The following is a 22957-nucleotide window of genomic DNA, read 5'->3' on the forward strand; positions in this document are numbered from 1 at the left end:
CCCCAGGTTTTAGCCTGGGGGGCACGGCTTTTTGGTATGCCCGCGCGATGTCCGTGCAGGTGACAGCTGAAGGAACGAGGCACAGATGACCGACCCGGTGACGCTGGACGGCCAGGGCTCGATCGGTGAGTTCGACGAGAAGCGGGCCGAGGCCGCGGTGCGCGAGCTTCTCATCGCCGTCGGAGAGGACCCGGACCGGGAGGGGCTGCGGGAGACGCCGGGACGGGTGGCGCGGGCGTACAAGGAGATATTCGCCGGCCTGCACCAGGCGCCCGAGGACGTCCTGACGACCACGTTCGATCTCGGCCACGACGAGATGGTGCTGGTCAAGGACATCGAGGTGTTCTCGACCTGTGAGCACCACCTCGTTCCGTTCCGGGGGGTCGCGCACGTCGGGTACATTCCGGCGACCACCGGAAAGATCACCGGCCTGTCGAAGCTGGCCCGGCTGGTCGACGTCTACGCCCGACGCCCGCAGGTGCAGGAGCGGCTCACCACGCAGATCGCCGACTCGCTGATGAGGATCCTGGAGCCGCGCGGAGCCATCGTCGTGGTCGAGTGCGAGCACATGTGCATGTCGATGCGCGGGATCCGCAAGCCGGGCGCGAAGACGCTGACGTCGGCGGTACGCGGCCAGCTCCGTGACCCCGCGACGCGCGCGGAGGCGATGAGCCTGATCATGGCGCGCTGAGGGCCGGTCGCGGTGCCGAAGCCGCCGTGGGCGGTGCCGGTGTGCCGGACGGGCACGGCGCGTCAGGCGGAGGCGGCGCTCTTGTCGTCGTCCTTGTCGTCCGGGAGCTTGCAGACGCGTTCCAGGAACAGGGCGGCGGCAACCACCCCGATGCCGGCTAGCACCGCGAGGCCGGCGTAGATCGCCTGGTCGCGGCGGGCAGGCACGTCGAGCGAGCCGAGCAGGAACACTCCCACACCGCCGTACAGGCCGGCGACCAGCGAGACGACCAGGGCGCTGGCCTGGCCGAAGACCACGGCACGGGCCGCCATCAGCGGCTCGACGCCCTTCGCGCCCGGGCGGCGCTCACGCTGGGCGCGCAGCCGGGAGCGGATGGAGAGCGCCGTCGCGAGCAGGATGACGGCGATCACCGCGAGCACGACGGGTGCGGCGAGAGGCACGCTCGGCAGCGTGTCGAGCGAGTCCCAGAGGCGGGCCCCGCCCCAGGACAGCACGCCTGCCGCGACGAAGATTCCGGCCAGTACCCCGAGCCGTAGTTGCCTCACCGCGAGAGCCGCCCTTCGCCGCCGGCCGATCGACCGTCGGTCTCCGTGTCCATCCGTCTGTTCTGTGCCGTTACCGGCCTGCCCTGAGCCTAACGACTACTCGGGCAGGCGGAGTTCCAGATCGGGCCGAGGACGTATGCCCTCGCGTCCGACACCGTCGAGCAGGCCGGCGACCGGGCCGCGGCCAGGAAGCTGGGCCTCGGGGTCGATGTCGTGCCACGGGGCGAGGACGAAGGCACGCTCATGGGCCCGGGGGTGGGGGAGGGTGAGGACCGGGTCGTCGGAGACGACGTCCGCGTACGCCACGATGTCGACGTCGATCGTGCGCGCGCCCCAGCGCTCCTCACGGACGCGCTCGAAGGCCTCCTCGATGGCCTGGCCGCGCTCCAGGAGGGAGGACGGGGGAAGCGTCGTCTTCACGACGATCACCGCGTTGAAGTACAACGGCTGGGAGCCGGGGGCGACGCCCCAGGGCTCCGTCTCGTACACCGGAGAGACCGCCTTGACCCGGAGACCGGGGGTGTCCTCCAGCGCGTCGATGGCGCCCTGCAGGGTCTCCAGCCGGTTGCCGAGGTTGGCGCCGAGGGAGAGGACGGCGAGTTTGGGGTTCGAAAGGGTGATGTCCGCGGCGTCCACCTGCTCGACCACGGAGGCGGGAACCGGCTGTACGGTCGGGTCGCTCTGCCCCTCGGTAGAAAATGCAGTCATGCTCGGCTCCGGGTGATGGTGATGGTCACATCGTCGAAGGGAACGGTGATCGGCGCATCCGGCTTGTGGACGACGACCTCCACCTCCTCGACACCTTCGTGCCCCAGGCACTTCTGGGCGATGCGTTCCGCGAGTGTTTCGATCAGATCGACCGGGTCTCCCTGCACGATTTCGACGACTTCCTCCGCGACCACGCCGTAGTGCACGGTCTTCGTCAGGTCGTCGGAGGCTGCCGCGGGGCGGGTGTCGAGGCTGAGAACCAGGTCCACGATGAAGGTCTGGCCCTCTTCCCGCTCCCGGGGAAACACACCATGGTTCCCACGGGCCCTGAGGCCGCGCAGCGCGACACGATCCACGCGAATCACTCCTGCTGTCGTTGGTCGTAGGGGCACGGGGCCGTATGCGGGTGGCGAGGTGCCCTCATTCGAATCTACCTGCGAGCACCGACAGTGCTCGCTCGCGGGGCCATGGACAGGGCCGTGGTGGGCCGGTAGCCGCCTCCCCTACCCGCAGTCCCGGGTTCCATTCCCTTCGGAGGCACATCCGCTCAGGAGGGCGTGTCCTCGTCATCGTCGTCATCGGAGTCGGCCAGCACCGGCGACCCGTGGTGGGACCAGAGCTTCCAGCCGTCCCCGGTTCGCCGGAAGACATTGGTGGCGACGACGAGTTGGCCCACCAGCGGCCCGAGCTCGCCGCCGTCCTCCGCCGGGCCGCCGCTGAGGATGTTCTCGGTACAGGTCACGAGGGCCGTGTCACCCGTCATGGAGACCCCGACATCGGTCAGGAAGAACTGGATGTACTCGGTGTTCGCCATGATCAGTGCATAGCTGCGCAGCACCTCGCCGCGGCCGGTGAGCACCGGCCAGCCGGGGTGGACGCAGGAGATGGTGAGGTCCTCGCCGGGCAGCCAGAGCCCGGAGAGCTCGTCGAGATCGCCACGCTCCATCGCCTCGTAGAAGGCGGTGTTGGCCTGCTCGACCGCCGCGATGTCGGCGGCGACCTCCGCCTGGTCGTCGTGACGCTCGCTCACGCGGCTCCCTCGACAGCGCGGGCGACCCGTACGGCGTCGGCGGTGGCCCGGACCTCGTGGACCCTGACCGCCCAGGCGCCCGCCTGGGCGGACAGGGCGGAGATCGCGGCGGTGGCCGCGTCGCGTTCGCGGGCGGGCGGCGGGGCGGCGCCCTCACGGGCCAGCACATGGCCGAGGAACCGCTTGCGGGAGGCGGCGACCAGCATCGGACGGCCGAGGGCGCGCAGCTCGTCGAGGTGAGCGACGAGGGCGAGGTCGTGGGCGGCGTCCTTGGCGAAGCCGAGGCCCGGGTCGACCACGATCCGTTCGGGGGCGACACCGCCCGCGACCACGGCGTCCATCCGCATCCGCAGCTCCGCGACGACCTCGGCGACGACGTCCTCGTACACCGCGCGGCTGTTCATGGATTCGCTGAAGCCGCGCCAGTGCATGACGACGAACGGTGTGCCGGACGCGGCGACGACCGGGATCATGTCCGGGTCGGCGAGCCCGCCGCTCACGTCGTTGACGAGGGCCGCACCGGCGGCGACGGCCTGTTCGGCGACGCGGGCGCGCATGGTGTCCACGGAGATCGTGACGCCTTCCCGGGCCAGCTCCCGGACGACCGGGACCACGCGCCGCAGTTCCTCGGACTCGTCCACCCGGCTGGCACCTGGGCGGGTCGACTCGCCACCGACGTCGACCAGGTCGGCGCCCTCGGCGACCAGCTCGAGGCCGTGCTTGATCGCAGCCGTGGTGTCGAACCAGCGGCCCCCGTCGGAGAAGGAGTCCGGGGTCACATTGACGACACCCATGACCGCACAGCGGTCCCACTCCGGCAGGCCTCGGACCGTGCCTCGTCCACGCAACGTACTCATGCGACCAGCGTAGGCCCGTACCGAGCAGTGTTATGCCGTGCGGGCACCGTGCTCCTGGCCGGAGACCGGTGCGTGGGCGCAGGGGAGGGGCCGGGCGGACATGAAGCGGCGGGGGAACGGACGGGGCAGACCGACGTTGACGAAACCCTCGGCCTGCATTGCGGCGAACGAGATCCGGGGCAGGTCGCGGCTGGTGCGGTAGACGACGAAGCGGGGCTCCCAGCGCGGCCGGAACTTGGCGTTGAACTTGTACAGCGACTCGATCTGGAACCAGCGCGACAGGAAGATCAGCAGGCCGCGCCAGCCCCGGAGCACCGGGCCCGCACCCAGTCGCTCGCCGCGGGCGAGCGCCGAGCGGAACATCGCGAAGTTCAGCGAGATGCGCTCGATGCCGAGCCGGGGCGCGTCCTGGAGGGAGGCGACGATCAGCAGCTCGTTCATGCCGGGGTCGGCGGAACGGTCGCGGCGCATCAGCTCCAGGGACATGCCGTCCGTACCCCACGGGACGAAATGGATCACGGCCTTCAGGTCGCCGTAAGGGGAGTCGGCGGTGCGCTCGTCGGCCTTGTGGGCGGTGGCGATGACGCAGTCGCCGTCGGCCGGGTCGCCGATCCGGCCGAGCGCCATGGAGAAGCCGCGCTCGGTGTCCGTACCGCGCCAGTCGGCGGCGGCCCGCCGGATGCGGGCCAGCTCGGTCTCGCCGATGTCGCGGACGCGCCGGACCCGGGTCTCGTAGCCGGCCCGCTCAATGCGCTTCACCATCTGGCGTACGTTGCGCATCGCGCGCCCGGCGAGCGAGAAATCCGCGACATCCACCACCGCCTCGTCGCCCAGTTCCAGCGCGTCGAGCCCGGTCTCGCGGGTCCAGACCTCGCCGCCGGTCTCACTGCAGCCCATCACCGCGGGTGTCCAGGAGTGCGCCTTCGCCTCGTCCATGAACCGCTCGATGGCGCCCGGCCAGGCCTCCACGTCCCCGATCGGGTCGCCGCTGGCCAGCATCACGCCGGAGACGACGCGGTAGCAGACGGCGGCCTTGCCGCTGGGGGAGAAGACGACGCCCTTGTCACGGCGGAGTGCGAAGTGGCCGAGCGAATCGCGGGCGCCGTGCTTGTCGAGCAGCGCGCGCAGCCGGAGTTCATCTTCTTCGGTGAGACGGGCGGCCGGATGTTCGGGGCGGAACGCGAGGTAGATGGTGGTGACGGCGGTCAGCAGACCGAGTGCGCCGAGCGAGTACGCCACGGTCCAGGAGGTGACCCCGGCGTACTCGACGGGCCCCTCGAAGCCGACCATTCCGTACAGGACGTGCTGGAGCCGGTCGGCGATGGAGGGGTTCCCGACGACCCGGCCGGGATGGACGGAGACGATGACCAGCCCCAGACCGAGCGAACCCGCCCCGAGCAGAACGAAGTTGGCCAGCGCCCGCCAACGGCTCCGCGGGTCGGGGAGTGCGGTGAACTCATTCCGGTGGCGGACCAGCAGGTAGCACAGCGCCAGTGAGACGACTGTGCCGATGACCGAGTGGCGGTAGGTGAACTGCGCTGCCGCGCCGGCCGGGAGGAGTGCCACGGCGGCGCGCCAGGCCCGCCGCTTGCGCCGCTTGAGGCCGTGTGCGAGGAGGAGCAGCAGCATTCCCGCACTCAGCGACAGTGCGGCGGCGAAGGGCCCGAGGGCCCCGGGGAGCACTTCGGCGAGGGTGTGCATCCGACTGTGCCTGAAGCGCGGGAACACGCCTGCGGCGACGTCGATCAGGCCGACGAACGTGCAGGCGGTGCCGACGAGCGCCGGAACGGCCTCCGGGCGCGGTCCGCGTAGGAGCTTGCGCACAGCACGCGGAACCAAACCTGATTTATCCCCATCTAGCGTGACAGACATCGCTTCCCGTGGCTCCGCGAGAGATTCCTGAGTCCGTCGGCCGAAGCGCCCCGGACGATGTGCGACCTCTAGGACGAGGCTTCCGGGCAGCGGGTTCACCCGTATCCCGGAAATTTCCTGACAAGAAAGCTCACCCACTATGGGGCTCACCAGTAAGGCAGTTCTGGCCCTGGCCATCGGGCTGGCTGTCGTTCTGTTCGCCGCCACCGTCTGTCTCTGGCCGAGGCTCGCGCGCCGCAGCGTGTCCGCGGTGTTCGGCCGGGTCGGCCTGTTGCTGGCCACTCAGGTGATGGTCTTCGCCTCGGTTGGCCTGCTGGCGAACAACTCCTTTCAGTTCTACGGCTCCTGGGCCGACTTTCTCGGTCGACAGCAGGAGCTGGGGGTGGTGGCGGACGGTGCCACCGGGGCGTCGGCATCGAAGAACATCGTCCGGGTCGGGATGGAACGGCCCGATGTCCCGGGCGAATCACGGACCACGGCCGTCGGCCGGGTCGACAAGGTCGTCGTCGCAGGGCGGCTCTCGGGAATCGAGAGCTCGGCGTACGTGTATCTGCCGCCGGAGTACTTCCAGTCCGAGTACTCCCGCCGGACGTTCCCCGCGGTCGTCGTCCTCACCGGCTACCCGGGCACCGCGGAGAACCTCCTGAAGGGTCTTCAGTACCCGCGGACAGCGCTCGACCGGGTGAGATCCGGCCGGGCGCAGCCCATGATTCTGGTGATGCTGAGGCCAACGGTCGCGCCGCCGAGGGACACCGAGTGCGTGAACATAAAGGGTGGTCCCCAGACCGAGACGTTCTTCGCGAAGGACCTGCCGGAGGCGCTCTCGGACGCGTACCGGATCGGGAAGCGGGCACGGAACTGGGGCATCATCGGCAACTCGACCGGTGGCTACTGCGCGCTGAAGATCGGCCTGCACCACCCGGACAGGTTCTCGGCCAGCGCCGGGCTGTCCGCGTACTACAGGGCGGCCGAGGACCCGACGACCGGTGATCTCTTCCACGGGAGCCGGCGGGCCCGCGAGCGCGCCGACCTGCTGTGGAGCCTGGACCATCTGCCGCAGCCCGACTCGTCCTTCCTGGTGACCACGTCGCGGCGCGGCGAGGGGAACTACCGGGGTACACGGCACTTCATGGCGAAGGTGAGGGCCCCCGCGCAGGTGTCGTCGATCGTGCTGGACAGCGGCGGGCACAACTTCAACACGTGGCGGCGGGAGATCCCTTCGGTGCTGGAGTGGATGAGCAGCCGGCTGAGTGAGGACTGAGCGCTCGTCGCCGGTCCGGCGAGTGCCGGTCTCAGGGTGAGCCGGTCCTCGCTACGGTCGCCACGGTTTCCACAGCCACCTCGGCGCGTGGCACGTCCTGGGCGTCCGCGTCGATCGAGCGGCGCAGCGCTTCATGGAGGCGAGCCGGGGTGAGCACCCCGAGGAACCGGCCGGTGCTCTCCTTGTCGATGACCGCTATCCAGCCCGCGTCGTGCTGGAGCATGGTGGCGAACGCCTGCTTGAGCGGGGCGCCGACGGGGAGCCAGGCCTCCATACGGCGGGCGTGTTCGCGGACCGTGCCCTTGGCTTCGGCGAGGGCGGTGTCCGCCGGGATCCAGCCGTGCAGTTTGTCCTCGCGGTCCAGGACGACGGCCCAGCGCGCCCCTTCCGCGCGCAGCCGCTCGGTCGCCCGGGAGAGCGGGTCGTCCAGATGCACGACGGGGGGCTGGTCGAGGTCGCTCTCCTCGATGGGGGTGACGGAGAGCCGCTTGAGACCGCGGTCCGCGCCGACGAAGTCCGCGACGTACGGGGTGGCGGGTGCGCCGAGTACGGTCGCCGGGGAGTCGAACTGCTCGATGGAGCCCTGCCCGTAGACGGCGATCCGGTCGCCGAGCCGAACGGCTTCCTCGATGTCGTGGGTGACGAAGAGCACGGTTTTGCGGACCTGCGCCTGGAGTCTGAGGAATTCGTTCTGCAGGCGTTCACGGACGACCGGGTCGACCGCGCCGAAAGGTTCATCCATCAGCAGTACCGGCGGATCCGCGGCAAGTGCCCTTGCTACTCCGACGCGTTGGCGCTGACCTCCGGAGAGCTGGTCCGGATATCGGTCGCCGTAAACGGACGGATCGAGTCCCACGAGGTCGAGGAGTTCGGCCGCGCGCTCCCGGCCCTTTCCCCGTTTCCAGCCGAGGAGATGGGGAACGGTCGCCGTGTTTTCCAGCACCGTCCTGTGCGGGAAGAGGCCGACCTGCTGGATCACATAACCGATACGGCGGCGCAGTCGGACGGGGTCGATGGCGGATATGTCGTCCCCGTCGAGGAATATCCGGCCCTCGGTCGGTTCGATCAGCCGGTTCACCATCTTCATGGTGGTGGTCTTGCCGCAGCCCGACGGTCCCACGAGCGTGACCAGTTCACCTTCGGCCACGTCGAAGGAGAGATCGTCGACGGCGGTCGTGCCGTCCGCGTACCGCTTGGTGACGTGCTCGAATCGGATCATGGTTCCCCATTGTGGCGCGTGTTCTGTGAAGGACATGTTGCTGGAATACAACGGCCTCGGCGATTGTCAGTGGTCGAGGATAGGGTCGCCAGACATCGGTCCGACACGGCGAACGCGAGAGGGGGACGGATGGCGGGGCAGAACTGCCTGGTGGCGAACGACTGGATCTGCGGGGAGTATCTCCGTTCCCGCAGCCAGGAGTTGACCGACGCGACCGTTCAGCACATCTGGATCACCGCGGTATCGGTGGTGATCGGGCTCCTGGTGGCATTTCCGCTGGCGTTGCTCGCGCGCCGCAGCCGACGGCTGGCGGGACCGGTGCTCGGCCTGACGACGGTGCTCTACACCGTGCCTTCGCTGGCGATGTTCTCGCTGCTGCTGCCGCTGTTCGGACTTTCCGCCGCGCTGGTCGTCACCGGCCTTGTGCTGTATTCGCTGACCATTCTCGTACGGAACATCCTGGCCGGGCTCGAAGCGGTGCCGCAGGAGGCGAAGGACGCCGCGAAGGGCATGGGGTACGGGCCGGGAAGGCTGCTGTGGGAGGTCGAACTCCCGCTGGCACTGCCCGCGTTGATGGCCGGGGTCCGGATCGCCACGGTCTCCACGATCGCGCTGACGACCGTCGGCTCGATCGTCGGCAGAGGCGGCCTCGGCAACCTCATCGAGGATGCCCTGCCGAGTTTCTTCAAGGCGCAGGTGCTCACCGCGTCGGTGCTCTGCGTCCTGCTCGCGGTGGTCGCCGACCTGCTGCTGCTCGGGGTGCAGCGGCTGCTGACGCCCTGGACCCGGATACCGAGGACCCGCGACGCCGTGGGTGCGGGAGCTACGGCGGAGGCGGTCTGACGCATGGGAGTACTCGCAGAGGCCTGGACCTGGCTGACCACCGGCGCCAACTGGTCGGGGGAGAGCGGGGCGGGCCACCGGCTCGGCGAGCATCTGTACGTCAGCGGGGTGTCTCTCGCACTTGCCTGCCTGATCGCGTTGCCGTTGGCCCTGTATCTGGGGCACATCGGGAAGGGGGGCGCGCTGGCCGTCAACGTCTCCAACGTGGGGCGGGCGATACCGGTCTTCGCGGTGCTGGCCCTGTTCATGGTGTCGCCGCTGCGCAACGCCGGATATGTGCCGACGGTCATCGCGCTGGTGCTGTTCGCCGTGCCGCCGCTGCTGACCAACGCCTACGTCGGGATGACCGGGGTGGACCGGTCGGTGGTGGAGGCGGCGCGGGGCATGGGGATGTCCGGCGGCCAGCTCTTCGTACGGGTCGAGCTCCCGCTGGCCTATCCGCTGATCATGACCGGTCTGCGCTCGGCGGCGGTCCAGGTCGTCGCCACGGCCACGATCGCCGCGATGGTCGGCCAGGGCGGTCTCGGCCGGATCATCACCGCCGGATTCAACACGTACAACACACCGCAGGTGGTCGCGGGCGCGCTGCTCGTCGCCGTGCTCGCCCTGCTCGTCGAGGCGGTGCTGGTGGGGCTGGACCGGGCCCTGTCGCCGCTCCGCCGCCGGCGGACCGCCTGATCACCTGATCCCATTCATGTGCCCAACGCACCTCGCAAACAGCCCTGTTGCTGTGGACGGAGAACAACATGAGCAAGACCTCGCGCATAGCCGGCGCGGTCGTCGGCATGGTCGTGCTGGCCGGCTCGCTCGCAGCCTGCGGCGGCGACAGCCTGGAGAAGGACAAGGGCGGTTCCGCCGCGTCCGGCGGCTCCGGGAAGAAGGGCTCGCTCGTCGTCGGCGCCGCCGCCTTCACCGAGTCCAAGGTGGTCGCCGAGCTGTACGCGCAGATTCTCGGCGACGCCGGATACAGCACCTCGGTCACCACGGTGAAGAACCGGGAACTGTACGAGCCGTCCCTGGAGAAGGGCGAGATCGACGTCGTACCGGAATATGCCGCGACGATCGCCGAATTCCTCAACGCCAAGGTGAACGGGGCGAAGGCGGCCGAGGAGAAGCCGGTTGCCTCCGGTGACGTGGCGGCCACCGTCGCCGCGCTGGAGAAGCTCGCCACCCCGCGCGGGCTGAAGGTGCTTCCGGCCGGTGACGCCGTCGACCAGAACGCCTTCGCGGTGACGAAGGAATTCGCCGACAAGAACAAGCTGAAGACTCTTTCGGACCTCGGCGCCTCCAAGCTGAAGGTGAAGATCGCGGCGGGTGACGAGTGCGAGGTGCGGCCGTTCTGCGCACCGGGTCTGAAGAAGACGTACGGCATTGATGTCACCGGTATCGACCCCAAGGGAGTCGGCACCCCGCAGGCCAAGCAGGCGGTGAAGGACGGCAAGGACCAGCTGGTCCTCACCACCACCACGGACGCGGTGCTGGACAGCTACGGCCTGGTGTTCCTGGACGACGACAAGAAGCTCCAGAACGCGGACAACGTCCTTCCGGTCCTCAATGCCAAGGACGCGGGCGCAGCGGACATTGCCGATGCGCTCGGCAAGCTCACCAAGGTGCTCACCACGGAGGACCTCGCGGAACTCAACCGCAAGGTCGACGCCGAGCGCGCCAAGCCCGCCGATGTGGCCAAGGACTATCTGCAGTCGAAAGGCTTGATCAAGAAGTAGCGGATGACGACTTAGGGGGCCGCCGGTAAGCCCGTCAGGTAACTGCCGGGGAACAGATTGCCGGGCGGCCTCCCAAGTGACCCCTACGCACGGTAAATTTCAGGCCATGCCACGTGGACGTCACCGCCATTCGCCGCCTCTCCACAGAATCCTTCCCCCTTCGGTCGTCGCCGGAGCGGCAGTCGTCTGTGCGGCGGGCGCCTGGCTTCTCGCCGACCCCCTGGTCCTGCGCGGACTGGTCGCCGCCGCGGCGGCCGCCGCCGTCACGGGGGCATATCTGATGCGCGCCTGGGACCGGGAGGCGGGCCGCCGCGTCGCGGATCTGACGCGCGCCCGTGCCAGCGACGAATGGAAGACCGAGGAGCGCGTAGCGGAGCTCGAGGCCGACCTCGACGAGTCGCGGACGCTGCGCGTCCGGCTCGAGACGAAGCTGCGCCGCAAGCGTGTGGAACTCGCCGGTCTGCGCGGTGAGCACGCCGCACTGCTGCGCCGGTACGCCAACGCCGAGACCGAGCGGGCCAGCGCGCTGGAGGGCCGGAGGCAGCTCGCGATCGAAGCGGCCGCGACGCCCCGGGAGCTGCCCACCGCGCGTTCCACGCCGACGCCGGCCGCGTATCGCAGCGCCGCCCAGGCCCTGCAGGACCTCAGTCGCAACGCCGCGCTCCAGGAGGCCCGCCGCACTGCCGAGCAGGCCAGGAAGCGCGATCTCGAGGAGCGCGCGCGGGAGGCCGAGGAACCGCAGGGGAAGCATGCGGCGACCGCCGCACCGGGCACCGAGCAGCGCCGCCCGCAGGCCGCCCTGCCCCCGGCCCGCCGCCCGTCGACGGTGCTCCCGGCGCCGCGCACGGTCCCGGCCGCCAGCGCGGTCGTACCGTACGCCCCGTCCCGCCGCCATCCGGTGCCGCAGGGAAGCTTCGACTTCTTCGGTACGCAGAAGGCGCACGCCGCGATCGAGTCCGTGCAGAACGAGGACCTTGCGGACGTGGTCGGCGAGGAGGCACTGGCCGCGCACCGCACGGGCACGGCCGCGAACCGCACCGTCGGCAAGGTCATCGACCTGACGGCGCACGACGAGACCGAACAGCTGGACGTCGCCGGACTGCGCAGCGCGATCTCGTAGCGGGCCGGCGGATCTCGCCACGGGCCGCCGGCAGCGGGCCCGTGGCCCGGCCGGCTACTTGTCGATGTCGCCGACCACGAAGAACAGCGAACCCAGGATCGCCACCATGTCGGCGACGAGCGTCCCCGGCAGCAGCTCGGTGAGTGCCTGGATGTTGTTGTACGAGGCGGAGCGGAGCTTCAGCCGGTACGGAGTCTTCTCGCCCTTGGAGACCAGGTAGTAGCCGTTGATGCCGAGCGGGTTCTCGGTCCAGGCGTAGGTGTGCCCCTCGGGGGCCTTGAGCACCTTGGGGAGCCGCTGGTTGATCGGACCGGGCGCCAGATCGGCCATCCGGTCCAGGCAGGCGTCCGCCAGGTCCAGTGCGTTGTGGGTCTGCTCCAGCAGGCACTCGAACCGGGCCAGGCAGTCGCCTTCGGTACGGGTGACGACCTCGAGCGTGTCCTGCAGCTCCCCGTACGCGAGGTACGGCTCGTCGCGCCGCAGATCGAAGTCGACCCCGGAGGCGCGCGCGATCGGACCGGACACCCCGTACGCGTGCACGGTCTCGGGGGACAGCACGCCGACACCGCGGGTACGGCCCCGGAAGATCTCGTTGCCGAGCACCAGCCTGTCGTAGACGTCCATCCGCGAGCGGACCGACGCGACGGCGTCCCGGGCGCGGCCCAGCCAGCCCGCCGGGAGGTCCTCCTTGAGACCGCCGACCCGGTTGAACATGTAGTGCATCCGGCCGCCGGAGACCTCCTCCATCACGGCCTGGAGCTCCTCGCGCTCCCGGAAGGCGTGGAACACCGGGGTGATACCGCCCAGTTCGAGCGGGTACGAGCCGAGGAACATCAGATGGTTCAGCACCCGGTTCAGCTCGGCGAGCAGGGTGCGCGTCCAGACCGCGCGCTCCGGGACCTCCATGCCGAGCATCCGCTCGACGGCCATCACGACGCCCAGCTCGTTGGAGAACGCCGACAGCCAGTCGTGGCGGTTGGCGAGCATCACGATCTGCCGGTAGTCGCGGGCCTCGAAGAGCTTCTCCGCGCCGCGGTGCATATAGCCGATGACCGGCTCGGCGTGCTGGATCCGCTCGCCGTCGAGGACGATCCGCAGACGGAGCACGCCGTGGGTCGAGGGGTGCTGGGGCCCGATGTTGAGCACCATGTCGGTGCTCTCCGCCGCGCCGCCGATGCCGACTGTCGTCTCCGTCATACGGCCAGTATTCCCTGAGCGCCGGGGGCGGTGCGGGGTGGGGCGCCTGCGGTGGGCCCGCCCGCACGCACCGCTTCCTGCCCCGGACCCCGACGGGGCGGGGGACAGGCTCAGACGCCGACCGGGCCGGTCGCGCCGGACGCGGCCGCCGGACAGGGCCCCTGCGTCACCCGTTGCATCAGCCAGCCGAAGTCTCCGAGCCCGCCGCGCGCGGTCAGCTCGGCCGCCTCACCCGCCGACGCGAGCGCGCGCACGTATCCCGCCGGATCGGTCGAGGCCAGGGCGAGCGACGGCCGCTCCCCGCTGACACCCAGCCCGCGCAGTGCCTCCCTCTGGTCCACCACCTCGGGCTCCTCACCCCCCACGGTCCCGGCCGCCGCGCACGCGTCCAGCGCCACATGCGAGGTGAGGTCGCAGCTGCCGTCCGGTACCGGCCGCACCTCGCGCCCCGCCCGGAAGCCGGTCAGCGTGCCGAACGGCGGCCGCGACTGCCGTACGTGGGCGTAGTCGACCGCCACCGCGAGCCCCGCGGACAGCGTGGAGACCGCCCGCGCCCACGCCTCGTCGCGCGGCCGGCCGATCTCCGCACGGCTGCCCGGCCCGGCCGACGGCCACCAGCGTCGCAGCCAGGCGGCGTCCGCCCCGGTCACCGGTTCACCCAGCCGCTCCGCGCCGTCCGCAGTCCTGACGAGGACGTACCGGTCGATGCCGTCCGCGTCGGTCTCCGCGACCGGCGTCGGGACGTTGTCCAGCCACTCGTTGGCGAAGAGCAGCCCCCGTACCCCCGGCGGCGGCTCGGCGCACCACTCGATCCGGGGGTCCAGGCCGGCCGGGCGCCCGGCGATCTCCACGGCGTAGGCCCGTACCGAGAGTCCCGCCGGGGCGATGCCGGGCAGCGCCGCAAGCACCCCTGTCACCAGCTCTCCCCGCCCGGCCCCCAGATCCACCAGATCGACCGCGTCCGTCCCCAGCTCGCGCGCCGTCCTGACCAGCAGCCGGCACACCGCGGTGGCGAACAGCGGGGACGCGTGCACGGACGTACGGAAGTGCCCGGCCGGCCCTTCGAGGCTCCGGTAGAACCCCCCGTCCCCGTACAAAGCGGTCTCGGCCGCCTCCTGCCACCCACGCCACTCATCCGTCACGGGGCCAAGTCTCCACCTTGGGGAGTACGGTCCCAGGAACCGGATCGACCCTCCGGCTGACCCACCCACCTGCCGCCTGTCCCTACGCTGGGTTACGTGCAGCGTCTCTACGACTTCATCCGCAGACACCCGACGGGCGTCGACATCTTCTGGGCTGTCGTCCTCCTCGGGCTCTCCGGCGTGTCCATCGTGGGTGACCAGGGCCGCGGCACGCAGCCGCTGGCCACCGTGCCGGTCGTCATCGGCCTGTGCCTGGTCGTCGCGCTGCGCCGCAGGGCGCCGGAGAAGATGCTGCTGCTCGCCGTCGCGGCGGGCGTCGCGCAGCTGCTGCTCGACGTCAGGCCGAGCGTCGCGAACTTCGCCATGCTGGTGATCACCTTCACGGTGGCCACGGTCGGCGAGCGATGGGCCTCACGGCTCGCGCTGGTCTGCAGCCTGTGCGCGGCCGGTCTCTCGCAGCTGCGCTGGCCCGGCGAGACCCGGGGCGGCTGGGTCCAGGACGTCTTCGTCGTCGTCGTCATGACCGTGCCGTTCGTTCTCGCCTGGGTGCTCGGCGACTCGATGCGGACCCGGCGGGCGTACTTCAGCCAACTGGAGGAGCGGGCCGCCCGGCTGGAGCGGGAGCGTGAGGCGCAGTCGAAGGTCGCCGTGGCCGCCGAGCGGGCCCGTATCGCCCGCGAACTGCACGATGTCGTGGCGCACAACGTCTCGGTGATGGTGGTGCAGGCCGACGGCGCGGCGTACGTCATGGACGCGGCGCCTGACCAGGCCCGGCAGGCTCTGGAGACCATCTCCAGCACCGGCAGGCAGGCCCTCGCCGAGATGCGCCGGCTGCTCGGCGTGCTGCGCACCGGCGACAGCCAGGAGAGCGGGGAGTACGTCCCGCAGCCCGACGTCGAGCAGATCGAGGACCTGATCGAGCAGGTCCGCCGGACCGGTCTGGCGGTGGACTTCAAGATCGAGGGGACGCCGCGCCCGCTGCCCACCGGCGTCGAGCTGACGGCGTACCGCATCGTGCAGGAAGCCCTGACCAACACCCGCAAGCACGGCGGCCCGGACGCCGGGGCCAGCGTGCGGCTGGTCTACTTCGACGACGGGCTCGGGCTGCTGGTCGAGGACGACGGCCGGGGCGCGGCGCACGAACTGTACGAGGACGGCGGCGCCGACGGCGCAGGTCACGGGATGATCGGTATGCGCGAGCGGGTCGGCATGGTGGGCGGCACGCTGGACGCCGGGCCGCGGCCCGGCGGCGGGTTCCGGATCAGCGCGCTGCTGCCGCTCAAGCCCGCCCACTAGCCCAGCGCCCCTTGCTGGACAGGAACAGGAGACAAGGACCCTCATGGCGATCCGCGTGATGCTCGTCGACGACCAGGTGCTGTTGCGCACCGGCTTCCGGATGGTGCTCGCGGCGCAGCCGGACATGGAGGTCGTCGCCGAGGCCGGCGACGGCGCGGAGGCGATCGAGAACCTTCGCTCCACCGCCGTCGACGTCGTGCTGATGGATGTACGCATGCCGAGGCTGGACGGTGTCGAGGCGACCCGGCGCATCTGCGCCCGGCCCGATGCGCCCAAGGTTCTCATCCTGACCACGTTCGACCTGGACGAATACGCCTTCTCCGGTCTGAAGGCGGGGGCCAGCGGTTTCATGCTCAAGGACGTCCCGCCGGCCGAACTGCTCGGTGCGATCCGTTCGGTGCACAGCGGCGACGCGGTCGTCGCCCCGTCCACCACCCGGCGGCTGCTCGACCGCTTCTCGCCCCTGCTGCCGAGCAGCACCGACGAACCCAAGCACAAGGACGTCGGCAAGCTCACCGAACGCGAACGCGAAGTGATGCTGCTGGTCGCGCAGGGCATGTCGAACGGCGAGATCGCGGCGCGGTTGGTGCTCTCCGAGGCGACGGTCAAGACGCACGTGGGCCGCATCCTCACCAAGCTGAACCTGCGGGACCGGGTGCAGGTCGTCGTTCTCGCGTACGAGACGGGGCTGGTGCGGGCCGGCGGAGGCGGGGCGGGCTGACAGGGGCGGGCGCGCCCCGGTCACCTCACCGCAGCACACCCTCCAGGAAGTCGCTGCCGAGCCGGGCCACCACCGTCAGGTCCAGCTGGTGCAGCACGTAACGGCCGCGCCGCCGTGTGGTGACCAGACCGGCCTTCTTCAGTACCGAAAGATGCCGGGAGACCTCGGGCGCCGTGATGCTGTGCGAGTCGGCGAGCTCTCCGGTCGTGTACGGAGAACGGGCGAGGTTGCGGCACAGCCGCATCCGCATGGGGTGGGCCAGCGCCTCCATCCGCAGCTGGAGCATTTCGACCGAGGCGGGGGAGGGCAGCTCGGGGTGGCGCACCGGATAGTGGATCACCGGACGCCAGCCCGGCGCGTGCAGCACCATCAGATGCGGCCAGCCGAAGCTGGTCGGGATGAGCGTGAGCCCGGCGCCGACGGACGGGTCGGTCGCGGTGGTCGAGCCCTCCGTCATCTTGTCGACGCCGATCCTGCCCGCACCCTCGTCGAGCGAGAGCGCGGCGGACACCGCGCCCAACGCCTCACCGGCGCCCTTGCGGCGCAGCAGATCCGTCTTGTGCCGGGCGTCGGCGACCAGCTGGACCTGGACCCGCCGCCAGGTGTCCGCGAAGAACGCCTCGTCGCAGTCCTCGAAGAGACGCCGGACCCAGCGGCGTACGGGGACGGGGTCGGCCAGCAGCTGCCGGGTGAACTCCACCTGCCGCGGGCCGCGCGCCGCCGCCATGTCCAGTGCGCGGGCGCGCATCAGCGGGTCGCTGAGCGGGGAGGGCGCGCCGGTCCCGTACAGGCTGGCGCAGGTGAACTCCAGGGCGGAGGCGACGAACCGTTCGTCGTCCAGCCGGTCGAGGATGTCCAGGTCCTCGGCGAGCGTCGCCCCGGTCCGGCCGTCGCCGCCGCGCACCCCGGCGAACGGCATGAAGACGTCGGAGAACGTGTTGCGCCACAGGAAGTCGGCCTCGTGCAGCCGGTCGGCCAGGTCGGGCTCCAGCGAGGCGGCGGTCGCCGTCGCCCAGCCGTGAAGTCCGGGATGGTGCCCCGGCTCCGAGAGCGCATGCAGAGCCAGCCCCAGCTCGGCGAGGGGGGAGGTCTCGAAGACGATGCGCTCGGGCGCCAGGCCCGCGATGTCGATGTTCACGCTCACCCCTCCATAGTGCGGGGTGCGGCGCGAGGGTCAGGTGCCGTTTGACGGCGGTCGTCAATCGTCGCGCGGGACCGCCGGGACCGGCCCACGCTGAGTTCATGGACGCCATTCAGCAGCACATGATCGACAGCTATCGCGCGGCCCAGCACGGGGAACTGCCGCCGCCGCTGCCCGGCCGGCACGACTGGGCGGTGGCGCGCGACGTACGCGACCGGCGCCGCTTCGCCGCGGTGATGGCGGGACTCCCGGCGCGCCGCCGCTGGCGCACGGCACTACGAGGACTGGTCACCCACGACCACGGCCACCGCTCCACGCCACCGGACGGTCCCACCCCACCGGACAGCTCGACCCCGCCGGGTGGTTCCGGCCGCTCCGGCGTCTGAGGACGAAGCGGCTGCCGGACGGTCCCGGAGCGCCCGCTAACCCAGCCGCTTCACGAACTCCCCCACCGCCACCCGCACATCCCGCGGGGTCCACTCCAGCCCCGCCTCCGACACCGTGACCTCCGTGTAGGACACCCCGGGCGGTCCCGCCGTGGCCGGGTGCCACTTGCGGAAGAGTGCCACGCCCGTCTCCTCCGCCTGGCGTACCGCCGCGTCGGTCAGGGCCTCCGCCCCGTACGGCAGCCACACCTGGAACTGGTGCGTGTGCGGCGGTTCCGGATGCACCCGGAACCACGGAACAGCGGATTCCGTGAAGCCCTCGGCCAGGGCGCCGGCCACCACCTTCGCCTGCGCCACGTAGGACGACAGCTTCGGCAGCTCCCGGTCGAGGCCGACCAGCGCGGAGAGCGCCGCGGGGAACTGCTGGTAGAGCTGGCCGCCGTACCGGTGGCGCCAGGTGCGGGCCTCTTCGATCAGGGACTCCGGACCGGCGAGCGCGGCCCCGGACAGTCCGCCGAGCGTCTTGTAGAACGACACGTACACGCTGTCCGCGAGCGCTGCGATCTCCGACAGCCCGCGCCCGAAGCGTGGGGCGCACTCCCACAGTCGCGCGCCGTCGAAGTGCACCACTGCATCGCGTTCGCGGGCGGCCTCCACCACGGCCTCCAGCTCCTCCCACTCCGGCAGTACGAAACCGGCGTCGCGCAACGGCAACTCGAGCATCAGCGTGCCGAAGGGTTCGGCGAAGTCGCGGATCTCCTGCGCGGTGGGCAGCCGCGGCTCGGACGTCGGGTGGACGGTGCGCAGTCCGCTCACCGACCCCAGAGCGCCGCGCTCGTGCACCTCCGGGTGGGCGAGCGGGTGCAGTGCCACGGTCGGGCTGCCGGTGCGCCCCGCCCAGCAGCGCAGCGCCACCTGCTGAGCCATCGTTCCGGTCGGGAAGAAGGCCGCGGCCTCCATCCCGAGCAGATCGGCGATGCGCTGCTCCAGTACGGCGACGATCCCGTCGCCGTAGATGTCCGCGGGCCGGTCCAGATCGGCCACGGAACCGGCGTACGCGCCCAGGTCGGCCAGCTGCTCGCCGAGCGTGCGGTCGACCGGCGGCCGCGAGAGGATCCGGTCGGCCCGGCGCCAGGCGGCGATCCGCCGGAACCGTTCAGCCGTCTCGCGGTCCGGCCCGCCGTCCCGTATCGCGTCCCCCGCCCGGTCCCCGACCTCGTCCCGGATCTCGTCCTGCGCCTGCGCTCGTGCCTGCTCATGCCTGTCTGCCATGGGACGATCATCACGCAGAAGACGGCCGGAGCCCACACGGTTACGCGGTCCCCGCCCCGGCGGTCGTCCACGCATTCGTCCACAGGCTGTGGACGGCCAGGAGTCTGTGCGAAACGCTGGCGTAGCATGCAGAGAAATCGTCCGGTACCCCCCGCGGACTGGAACGGAAGGCCATCGCCGCGTGAACGCAACAGCACCCAAGGAGCCCCTCGACGCGAGGGACCGCCCCGCCCGCCTCACCGTGGGTGTCGTGGGCGCGGGCAGGGTCGGCCCTGCCCTTGCCGCGTCCCTGCAGCTGGCCGGTCACCGCCCGGTCGCCGTGTCGGGCGTCTCCGACGCATCGGTGCGCCGGGCCGCCGCGCTCCTGCCCGACGTGCCTCTCGTACCGCCCGCCGAGGTGCTCGCGCGGGCCGAGCTGGTCCTGCTGACCGTGCCCGACGACGCCCTGCCCGGCCTCGTCGAGGGCCTCGCCGAGACCGGTGCGGTCCGCCCGGGGCAGCTGATCGTCCACACGTCGGGGCGGTACGGGACCCGGATCCTGGACCCCGCCCTGCGGGCCGGCGCACTGCCGCTCGCCCTGCACCCCGCGATGACGTTCACCGGCACGAGCGTCGACGTCCAGCGGCTGGCCGGCTGCTCTTTCGGTGTCACCGCGCCCGAGGAGCTGCGGCTTGCCGCGGAGGCGCTCGTCATCGAGATGGGCGGCGAGCCCGAATGGATCGCGGAGGAGTCCCGTCCGCTCTACCACGCGGCGCTCGCCCTCGGCGCCAACCACCTGGTCACGCTGGTCGCCCAGTCGATGGAGCTGCTGCGCACGGCAGGCGTCGAGGCTCCCGACCGGATGCTCGGCCCGCTCCTCGGCGCCGCTCTCGACAACGCCCTGCGTTCCGGTGACGGCGCGCTGACCGGTCCGGTCGCCCGCGGCGACGCCGGCACGGTCGCCGCGCACATCGGCGAGCTGCGCAAGCACGCCCCGCAGACCGTGGCCGGATACCTCGCGATGGCCCGCGCCACCGCCGACCGGGCGCTGGCGCACGGCCTGCTCAAGCCGGAGCTGGCGGAGGACCTGCTCGGCGTCCTGGCCGACGGGGCCACCGGCGCGGGCACCACGGGCAGCACCGGACCGGGAGAGACCCGATGACCGAGACGTCCACCGCCCTGGTCCGTACGGCAGCGGAGCTCGACGCGTCCGGCGGGTGCAAGGGACCACGGGCCGTCGTCATGACCATGGGCGCCCTGCACGAGGGCCACGCGAGCCTGATCCGGGCCGCCCGCGCCACCGTGGGCCCGGACGGCCAGGTGGTCGTCACCGTCTTCGTCAACTCGCTCCAGTTCGGGGAGGCCGCGGACCTCGACCGATACCCCCGTACCCTCGACGCCGATCTCGCCGTCGCCGGCGCGGCCGGTGCCGACGTGGTCTTCGCCCCGTCCGTCGACGAGGTCTACCCCGGCGGTGAGCCGCAGGTCAGGATCGCCGCGGGCCCGATGGGGGAGCGGCTGGAAGGGGCGTTCCGCCCCGGCCACTTCGACGGGATGCTGACCGTCGTCGCCAAGTTCCTCCACCTCACCCGCCCCGATGTCGCGTTCTACGGTCAGAAGGACGCCCAGCAGCTGGCGCTGATCCGCCGTATGGTGCGCGACCTGAACTTCCCGGTGGAGATCGTCGGCGTGGAGACGGCCCGTGAGCCGGACGGCCTCGCGCTCTCCAGCCGCAACCGTTTCCTCGACGCCCAGGAGCGACGCACCGCCCTGGCGCTGTCCCGAGCCCTGTTCGCGGCCCGCGACAGGCTCGCCGCCCAGCAGGCGCTGCACGCCCGCGCGCAGACCACCCCGGCGACGACGGGCCGGGCCGCCGCGCTCACCCGGCTCGGCGAGGCCCGCGCGGCCGCCGACACCCAGGCGGTGGCCCGGGCCAGGCCGGACGACGGGCCCGCGGCGGTGCGCGCCGCCGCGCGCATGATCCTCGACGACGCGGCCGCCGAACAGCCGCCGCTCGACCTGGACTATCTGGCGCTCGTGGACCCGGCGGACTTCACCGAGATCCCCGACGACCGGACCACCGGTGACGCGATCCTCGCCGTCGCCGCCCGGGTGGGCGCCACCCGCCTCATCGACAACATCCCGCTGACCTTCGGAGCCGACACGTGACCGGAATACGGCTGACCGCCCCCGCCCCCGGCTGGGCCATCGACGCGGATGTCGTGGTGGTCGGCTCCGGCGTCGCCGGCCTCACCACCGCGCTGCGCTGCGCGGCCGCGGGCCTCGCCACCGTCGTCGTCACCAAGGCCCGGCTCGACGACGGCTCCACCCGCTGGGCGCAGGGCGGTATCGCGGCTGCCCTCGGCGAGGGCGACACCCCGGAGCAGCATCTGGCCGACACCCTGGTCGCCGGCGCGGGCCTGTGCGACGAGTCGGCGGTACGGACCCTGGTCACCGAGGGCCCCGACGCCGTACGCCGCCTGATCGAGACCGGCGCGCACTTCGACACCACCGACACCGGCGACATCGCTCTCACCCGTGAGGGCGGCCACCACCGCCGCCGGATCGCGCACGCTGGCGGGGACGCGACAGGCGCCGAGATCTCCCGCGCCCTGGTCGAGGCGGTCCGCTCCGCAGCCCTCCACACCGTGGAGAACGCCCTGGTCCTGGACCTGCTGACGGACAGCGAGGGCCGTACCGCCGGTGTCACCCTGCACGTCATGGGGGAGGGCCAGCACGACGGTGTCGGTGCGGTCCACGCCCCCGCGGTGGTCCTCGCCACCGGCGGTATGGGCCAGGTCTTCTCCGCCACCACCAACCCACCGGTCTCCACCGGCGACGGCGTCGCCCTCGCCCTGCGGGCCGGCGCGGAGGTCTCCGACCTCGAATTCGTCCAGTTCCACCCGACGGTGCTCTTCCTCGGCGCCGACTCCGAGGGCCAGCAGCCCCTGGTGTCGGAAGCGGTACGGGGCGAGGGCGCCCATCTCGTCGACGCGTCCGGCACGCGGTTCATGGTCGGGCAGCACGAACTCGCGGAACTGGCGCCGCGCGACATCGTCGCCAAGGCCATCACCCGCCAGATGCAGCTGCACGGCACCGAGCACATGTACCTCGACGCGCGCCATTTCGGCGCCGAGATGTGGGAGCAGCGCTTCCCCACGATTCTGGCGGCCTGCCGGGCCCACGGCATCGACCCGATCACGGAACCGATTCCGGTCGCCCCCGCCGCGCACTACGCCTCCGGCGGCATCCGTACCGATCTGCGCGGTCGGACGACGGTCCCTGGGCTGTACGCGTGCGGTGAGGTCGCGTGCACGGGCGTGCACGGCGCGAACCGGCTGGCGTCCAACTCGCTCCTCGAGGGCCTGGTCTTCGCCGAGCGCATCGCGGCGGACATCGTCGAGCACCGGTCGCAGGCGACGGGTGCGGCAACCCTTGTGACGAAGCCGACGGCCGTGGTGGCGGACCCGGACACCGAACGGGACACCCGCCGCCCCGCCCCCTCGCCGCTGCTCGCCCCCGAGGCGCGGACCACGATCCAGCGGATCATGACCCAGGGGGCAGGCGTCCTGCGTTCCGCCGCCAGTCTCGTCACCGCTGCCGACGCACTCGAGACCCTGCACAACAGTGCGGCCGCCGACGCCTGGGCGGCCGGGCCGAAGCGTGCGGAGCCCGGTGTCGAGGCGTGGGAGGCCACCAACCTGCTCCTCGTCTCGCGTGTCCTGGTCGCCGCCGCCCGGCAGCGCGAGGAGACCCGCGGCTGCCACTGGCGCGAGGACCGGCCCGAGCGGGACGACGAGACCTGGCGCCGCCACCTCGTCGTGCAGCTCACCCCGGACCGCCGGCTCGTCCTCAGCCGGACTGAATCCGAGGCATTCCCGCCCGTACTGCCGGCGGGGGCACCAGACTGCGCAGCAGCACCCACGACCCACCCCACCCCCGAGGAGCCGTAA

Annotated in this window: 23 protein-coding genes; 12 read left to right on the forward strand and 11 right to left on the reverse strand. The window is 71.4% G+C overall.

Going from position 1 to position 22957, the window contains the following annotated elements; translation table 11 throughout:
* The first annotated feature begins 85 nt into the window (after window positions 1-85).
* A complete protein-coding gene (gene folE, locus OG963_RS25380; protein ID WP_093777878.1) occupies window positions 86-691 on the forward strand; it encodes a GTP cyclohydrolase I FolE in 606 nt (201 codons plus the stop codon).
* A 62-nt stretch (window positions 692-753) separates the two neighbouring features.
* On the opposite strand, the gene OG963_RS25385 is transcribed toward folE, so the two are convergent.
* The 6 genes from OG963_RS25385 to OG963_RS25410 form a co-directional block, all read right to left on the reverse strand.
* Window positions 754-1236 carry a DUF3180 domain-containing protein gene (locus OG963_RS25385; protein ID WP_030925266.1) on the reverse strand — a complete coding sequence of 161 codons (483 nt, stop codon included), beginning with the start codon at window positions 1234-1236 and terminating at the stop codon, window positions 754-756.
* Between the two features lie 96 nt (window positions 1237-1332).
* A complete protein-coding gene (folK, locus tag OG963_RS25390) occupies window positions 1333-1944 on the reverse strand; it encodes a 2-amino-4-hydroxy-6-hydroxymethyldihydropteridine diphosphokinase (protein WP_030925268.1) in 612 nt (203 codons plus the stop codon).
* A complete protein-coding gene (folB, locus tag OG963_RS25395; RefSeq protein ID WP_030925270.1) occupies window positions 1941-2300 on the reverse strand; it encodes a dihydroneopterin aldolase in 360 nt (119 codons plus the stop codon). Before folB ends, folK begins: the two co-directional genes overlap by 4 nt.
* 191 nt (window positions 2301-2491) lie before the next feature.
* A complete protein-coding gene (locus tag OG963_RS25400) occupies window positions 2492-2974 on the reverse strand; it encodes a nuclear transport factor 2 family protein (protein WP_030925272.1) in 483 nt (160 codons plus the stop codon).
* Window positions 2971-3768 carry a dihydropteroate synthase gene (gene folP, locus OG963_RS25405; RefSeq protein WP_030925274.1) on the reverse strand — a complete coding sequence of 266 codons (798 nt, stop codon included), beginning with the start codon at window positions 3766-3768 and terminating at the stop codon, window positions 2971-2973. The genes OG963_RS25400 and folP overlap by 4 nt, the downstream gene beginning before the upstream one ends.
* A 93-nt stretch (window positions 3769-3861) precedes the next feature.
* A complete protein-coding gene (locus OG963_RS25410; RefSeq protein WP_093777876.1) occupies window positions 3862-5703 on the reverse strand; it encodes a phosphatidylglycerol lysyltransferase domain-containing protein in 1842 nt (613 codons plus the stop codon).
* A 139-nt stretch (window positions 5704-5842) separates the two neighbouring features.
* On the opposite strand from OG963_RS25410, the gene OG963_RS25415 reads away from it, so the two are divergent.
* Window positions 5843-6964, forward strand: coding sequence for an esterase family protein (locus tag OG963_RS25415; RefSeq protein WP_030925278.1), 1122 nt, complete (start codon window positions 5843-5845; stop codon window positions 6962-6964).
* A 31-nt stretch (window positions 6965-6995) separates the two neighbouring features.
* Here OG963_RS25415 and OG963_RS25420 read toward each other — a convergent pair whose 3' ends face one another.
* Complete coding sequence (locus OG963_RS25420) at window positions 6996-8183, reverse strand: betaine/proline/choline family ABC transporter ATP-binding protein (protein ID WP_093931249.1); 1188 nt, start codon at window positions 8181-8183, stop codon at window positions 6996-6998.
* Between the two features lie 129 nt (window positions 8184-8312).
* On the opposite strand from OG963_RS25420, the gene OG963_RS25425 reads away from it, so the two are divergent.
* From OG963_RS25425 to OG963_RS25440, 4 genes are all read left to right on the forward strand, one after another.
* Window positions 8313-9026, forward strand: coding sequence for an ABC transporter permease (locus tag OG963_RS25425; RefSeq protein ID WP_093777872.1), 714 nt, complete (start codon window positions 8313-8315; stop codon window positions 9024-9026).
* A 3-nt stretch (window positions 9027-9029) separates the two neighbouring features.
* Window positions 9030-9704, forward strand: a complete 675-nt coding sequence (locus OG963_RS25430; RefSeq protein ID WP_030925285.1) for an ABC transporter permease — start codon at window positions 9030-9032, stop codon at window positions 9702-9704.
* A gap of 68 nt (window positions 9705-9772) precedes the next feature.
* On the forward strand, window positions 9773-10750 hold the full coding sequence (locus OG963_RS25435; protein ID WP_093931247.1) for an ABC transporter substrate-binding protein: 978 nt from the start codon (window positions 9773-9775) through the stop codon (window positions 10748-10750).
* 106 nt (window positions 10751-10856) lie between these two features.
* The gene (locus tag OG963_RS25440; RefSeq protein WP_030925289.1) at window positions 10857-11870 is read left to right on the forward strand and encodes a hypothetical protein; all 1014 of its coding nucleotides are present in this window, start codon (window positions 10857-10859) and stop codon (window positions 11868-11870) included.
* 54 nt (window positions 11871-11924) lie between these two features.
* On the opposite strand, the gene OG963_RS25445 is transcribed toward OG963_RS25440, so the two are convergent.
* Together OG963_RS25445 and OG963_RS25450 are read right to left on the reverse strand one after the other, a co-directional pair.
* On the reverse strand, window positions 11925-13067 hold the full coding sequence (locus OG963_RS25445; RefSeq protein ID WP_030925291.1) for an NADH-quinone oxidoreductase subunit D: 1143 nt from the start codon (window positions 13065-13067) through the stop codon (window positions 11925-11927).
* Between the two features lie 110 nt (window positions 13068-13177).
* Window positions 13178-14209, reverse strand: a complete 1032-nt coding sequence (locus tag OG963_RS25450) for an SAM-dependent methyltransferase (RefSeq protein WP_093931246.1) — start codon at window positions 14207-14209, stop codon at window positions 13178-13180.
* A gap of 96 nt (window positions 14210-14305) precedes the next feature.
* Here OG963_RS25450 and OG963_RS25455 point away from each other — a divergent pair, with 96 nt between their 5' ends.
* Window positions 14306-15505, forward strand: coding sequence for a sensor histidine kinase (locus OG963_RS25455; protein WP_093777866.1), 1200 nt, complete (start codon window positions 14306-14308; stop codon window positions 15503-15505).
* Window positions 15506-15548: 43 nt separating this feature from the next.
* Window positions 15549-16226 carry a response regulator transcription factor gene (locus tag OG963_RS25460; protein WP_093777864.1) on the forward strand — a complete coding sequence of 226 codons (678 nt, stop codon included), beginning with the start codon at window positions 15549-15551 and terminating at the stop codon, window positions 16224-16226.
* A 25-nt stretch (window positions 16227-16251) separates the two neighbouring features.
* Here the strand turns inward: OG963_RS25460 and OG963_RS25465 are convergent, their stop codons facing one another.
* Entirely contained in the window at window positions 16252-17364 is a 1113-nt protein-coding gene (locus OG963_RS25465) for a DUF5937 family protein (protein ID WP_093777862.1), read from the reverse strand.
* Window positions 17365-17468: 104 nt separating this feature from the next.
* Here OG963_RS25465 and OG963_RS25470 point away from each other — a divergent pair, with 104 nt between their 5' ends.
* Window positions 17469-17753 carry a hypothetical protein gene (locus OG963_RS25470; RefSeq protein WP_093777860.1) on the forward strand — a complete coding sequence of 95 codons (285 nt, stop codon included), beginning with the start codon at window positions 17469-17471 and terminating at the stop codon, window positions 17751-17753.
* A gap of 36 nt (window positions 17754-17789) precedes the next feature.
* On the opposite strand, the gene OG963_RS25475 is transcribed toward OG963_RS25470, so the two are convergent.
* Window positions 17790-19025 (reverse strand): low specificity L-threonine aldolase, encoded by a 1236-nt coding sequence (locus OG963_RS25475; RefSeq protein ID WP_093777858.1) that lies wholly within the window; start codon window positions 19023-19025, stop codon window positions 17790-17792.
* 181 nt (window positions 19026-19206) lie between these two features.
* Between OG963_RS25475 and OG963_RS25480 the strand changes: the two genes are divergently transcribed.
* The 3 genes from OG963_RS25480 to OG963_RS25490 are packed head-to-tail and all read left to right on the forward strand — an operon-like array spanning window position 19207 to window position 22957.
* Window positions 19207-20166 (forward strand): Rossmann-like and DUF2520 domain-containing protein, encoded by a 960-nt coding sequence (locus tag OG963_RS25480; protein ID WP_093777856.1) that lies wholly within the window; start codon window positions 19207-19209, stop codon window positions 20164-20166.
* Complete coding sequence (gene panC, locus OG963_RS25485; protein WP_371799483.1) at window positions 20163-21173, forward strand: pantoate--beta-alanine ligase; 1011 nt, start codon at window positions 20163-20165, stop codon at window positions 21171-21173. The genes OG963_RS25480 and panC overlap by 4 nt, the downstream gene beginning before the upstream one ends.
* Entirely contained in the window at window positions 21170-22957 is a 1788-nt protein-coding gene (locus tag OG963_RS25490) for an L-aspartate oxidase (RefSeq protein ID WP_093777852.1), read from the forward strand. The genes panC and OG963_RS25490 overlap by 4 nt, the downstream gene beginning before the upstream one ends.

The sequence above is a fragment of the Streptomyces sp. NBC_01707 genome, from assembly GCF_041438805.1.
Lineage (GTDB): Bacteria > Actinomycetota > Actinomycetes > Streptomycetales > Streptomycetaceae > Streptomyces.

Bases quoted from the DNA above. Each gene is read 5' to 3' on its own strand.
- folP (WP_030925274.1), bottom strand. From the start codon at position 3,768: ATGGGTGTCGTCAATGTGACCCCGGACTCCTTCTCCGACGGGGGCCGC.
- OG963_RS25415 (WP_030925278.1), top strand. From the start codon at position 5,843: ATGGGGCTCACCAGTAAGGCAGTTCTGGCCCTGGCCATCGGGCTGGCT.
- OG963_RS25460 (WP_093777864.1), top strand. From the start codon at position 15,549: ATGGCGATCCGCGTGATGCTCGTCGACGACCAGGTGCTGTTGCGCACC.
- OG963_RS25410 (WP_093777876.1), bottom strand. From the start codon at position 5,703: ATGTCTGTCACGCTAGATGGGGATAAATCAGGTTTGGTTCCGCGTGCT.
- OG963_RS25420 (WP_093931249.1), bottom strand. From the start codon at position 8,183: ATGATCCGATTCGAGCACGTCACCAAGCGGTACGCGGACGGCACGACC.
- OG963_RS25440 (WP_030925289.1), top strand. From the start codon at position 10,857: ATGCCACGTGGACGTCACCGCCATTCGCCGCCTCTCCACAGAATCCTT.
- OG963_RS25425 (WP_093777872.1), top strand. From the start codon at position 8,313: ATGGCGGGGCAGAACTGCCTGGTGGCGAACGACTGGATCTGCGGGGAG.
- folE (WP_093777878.1), top strand. From the start codon at position 86: ATGACCGACCCGGTGACGCTGGACGGCCAGGGCTCGATCGGTGAGTTC.
- OG963_RS25430 (WP_030925285.1), top strand. From the start codon at position 9,030: ATGGGAGTACTCGCAGAGGCCTGGACCTGGCTGACCACCGGCGCCAAC.
- OG963_RS25435 (WP_093931247.1), top strand. From the start codon at position 9,773: ATGAGCAAGACCTCGCGCATAGCCGGCGCGGTCGTCGGCATGGTCGTG.
- OG963_RS25470 (WP_093777860.1), top strand. From the start codon at position 17,469: ATGGACGCCATTCAGCAGCACATGATCGACAGCTATCGCGCGGCCCAG.
- OG963_RS25445 (WP_030925291.1), bottom strand. From the start codon at position 13,067: ATGACGGAGACGACAGTCGGCATCGGCGGCGCGGCGGAGAGCACCGAC.
- panC (WP_371799483.1), top strand. From the start codon at position 20,163: ATGACCGAGACGTCCACCGCCCTGGTCCGTACGGCAGCGGAGCTCGAC.
- folK (WP_030925268.1), bottom strand. From the start codon at position 1,944: ATGACTGCATTTTCTACCGAGGGGCAGAGCGACCCGACCGTACAGCCG.
- OG963_RS25475 (WP_093777858.1), bottom strand. From the start codon at position 19,025: ATGGCAGACAGGCATGAGCAGGCACGAGCGCAGGCGCAGGACGAGATC.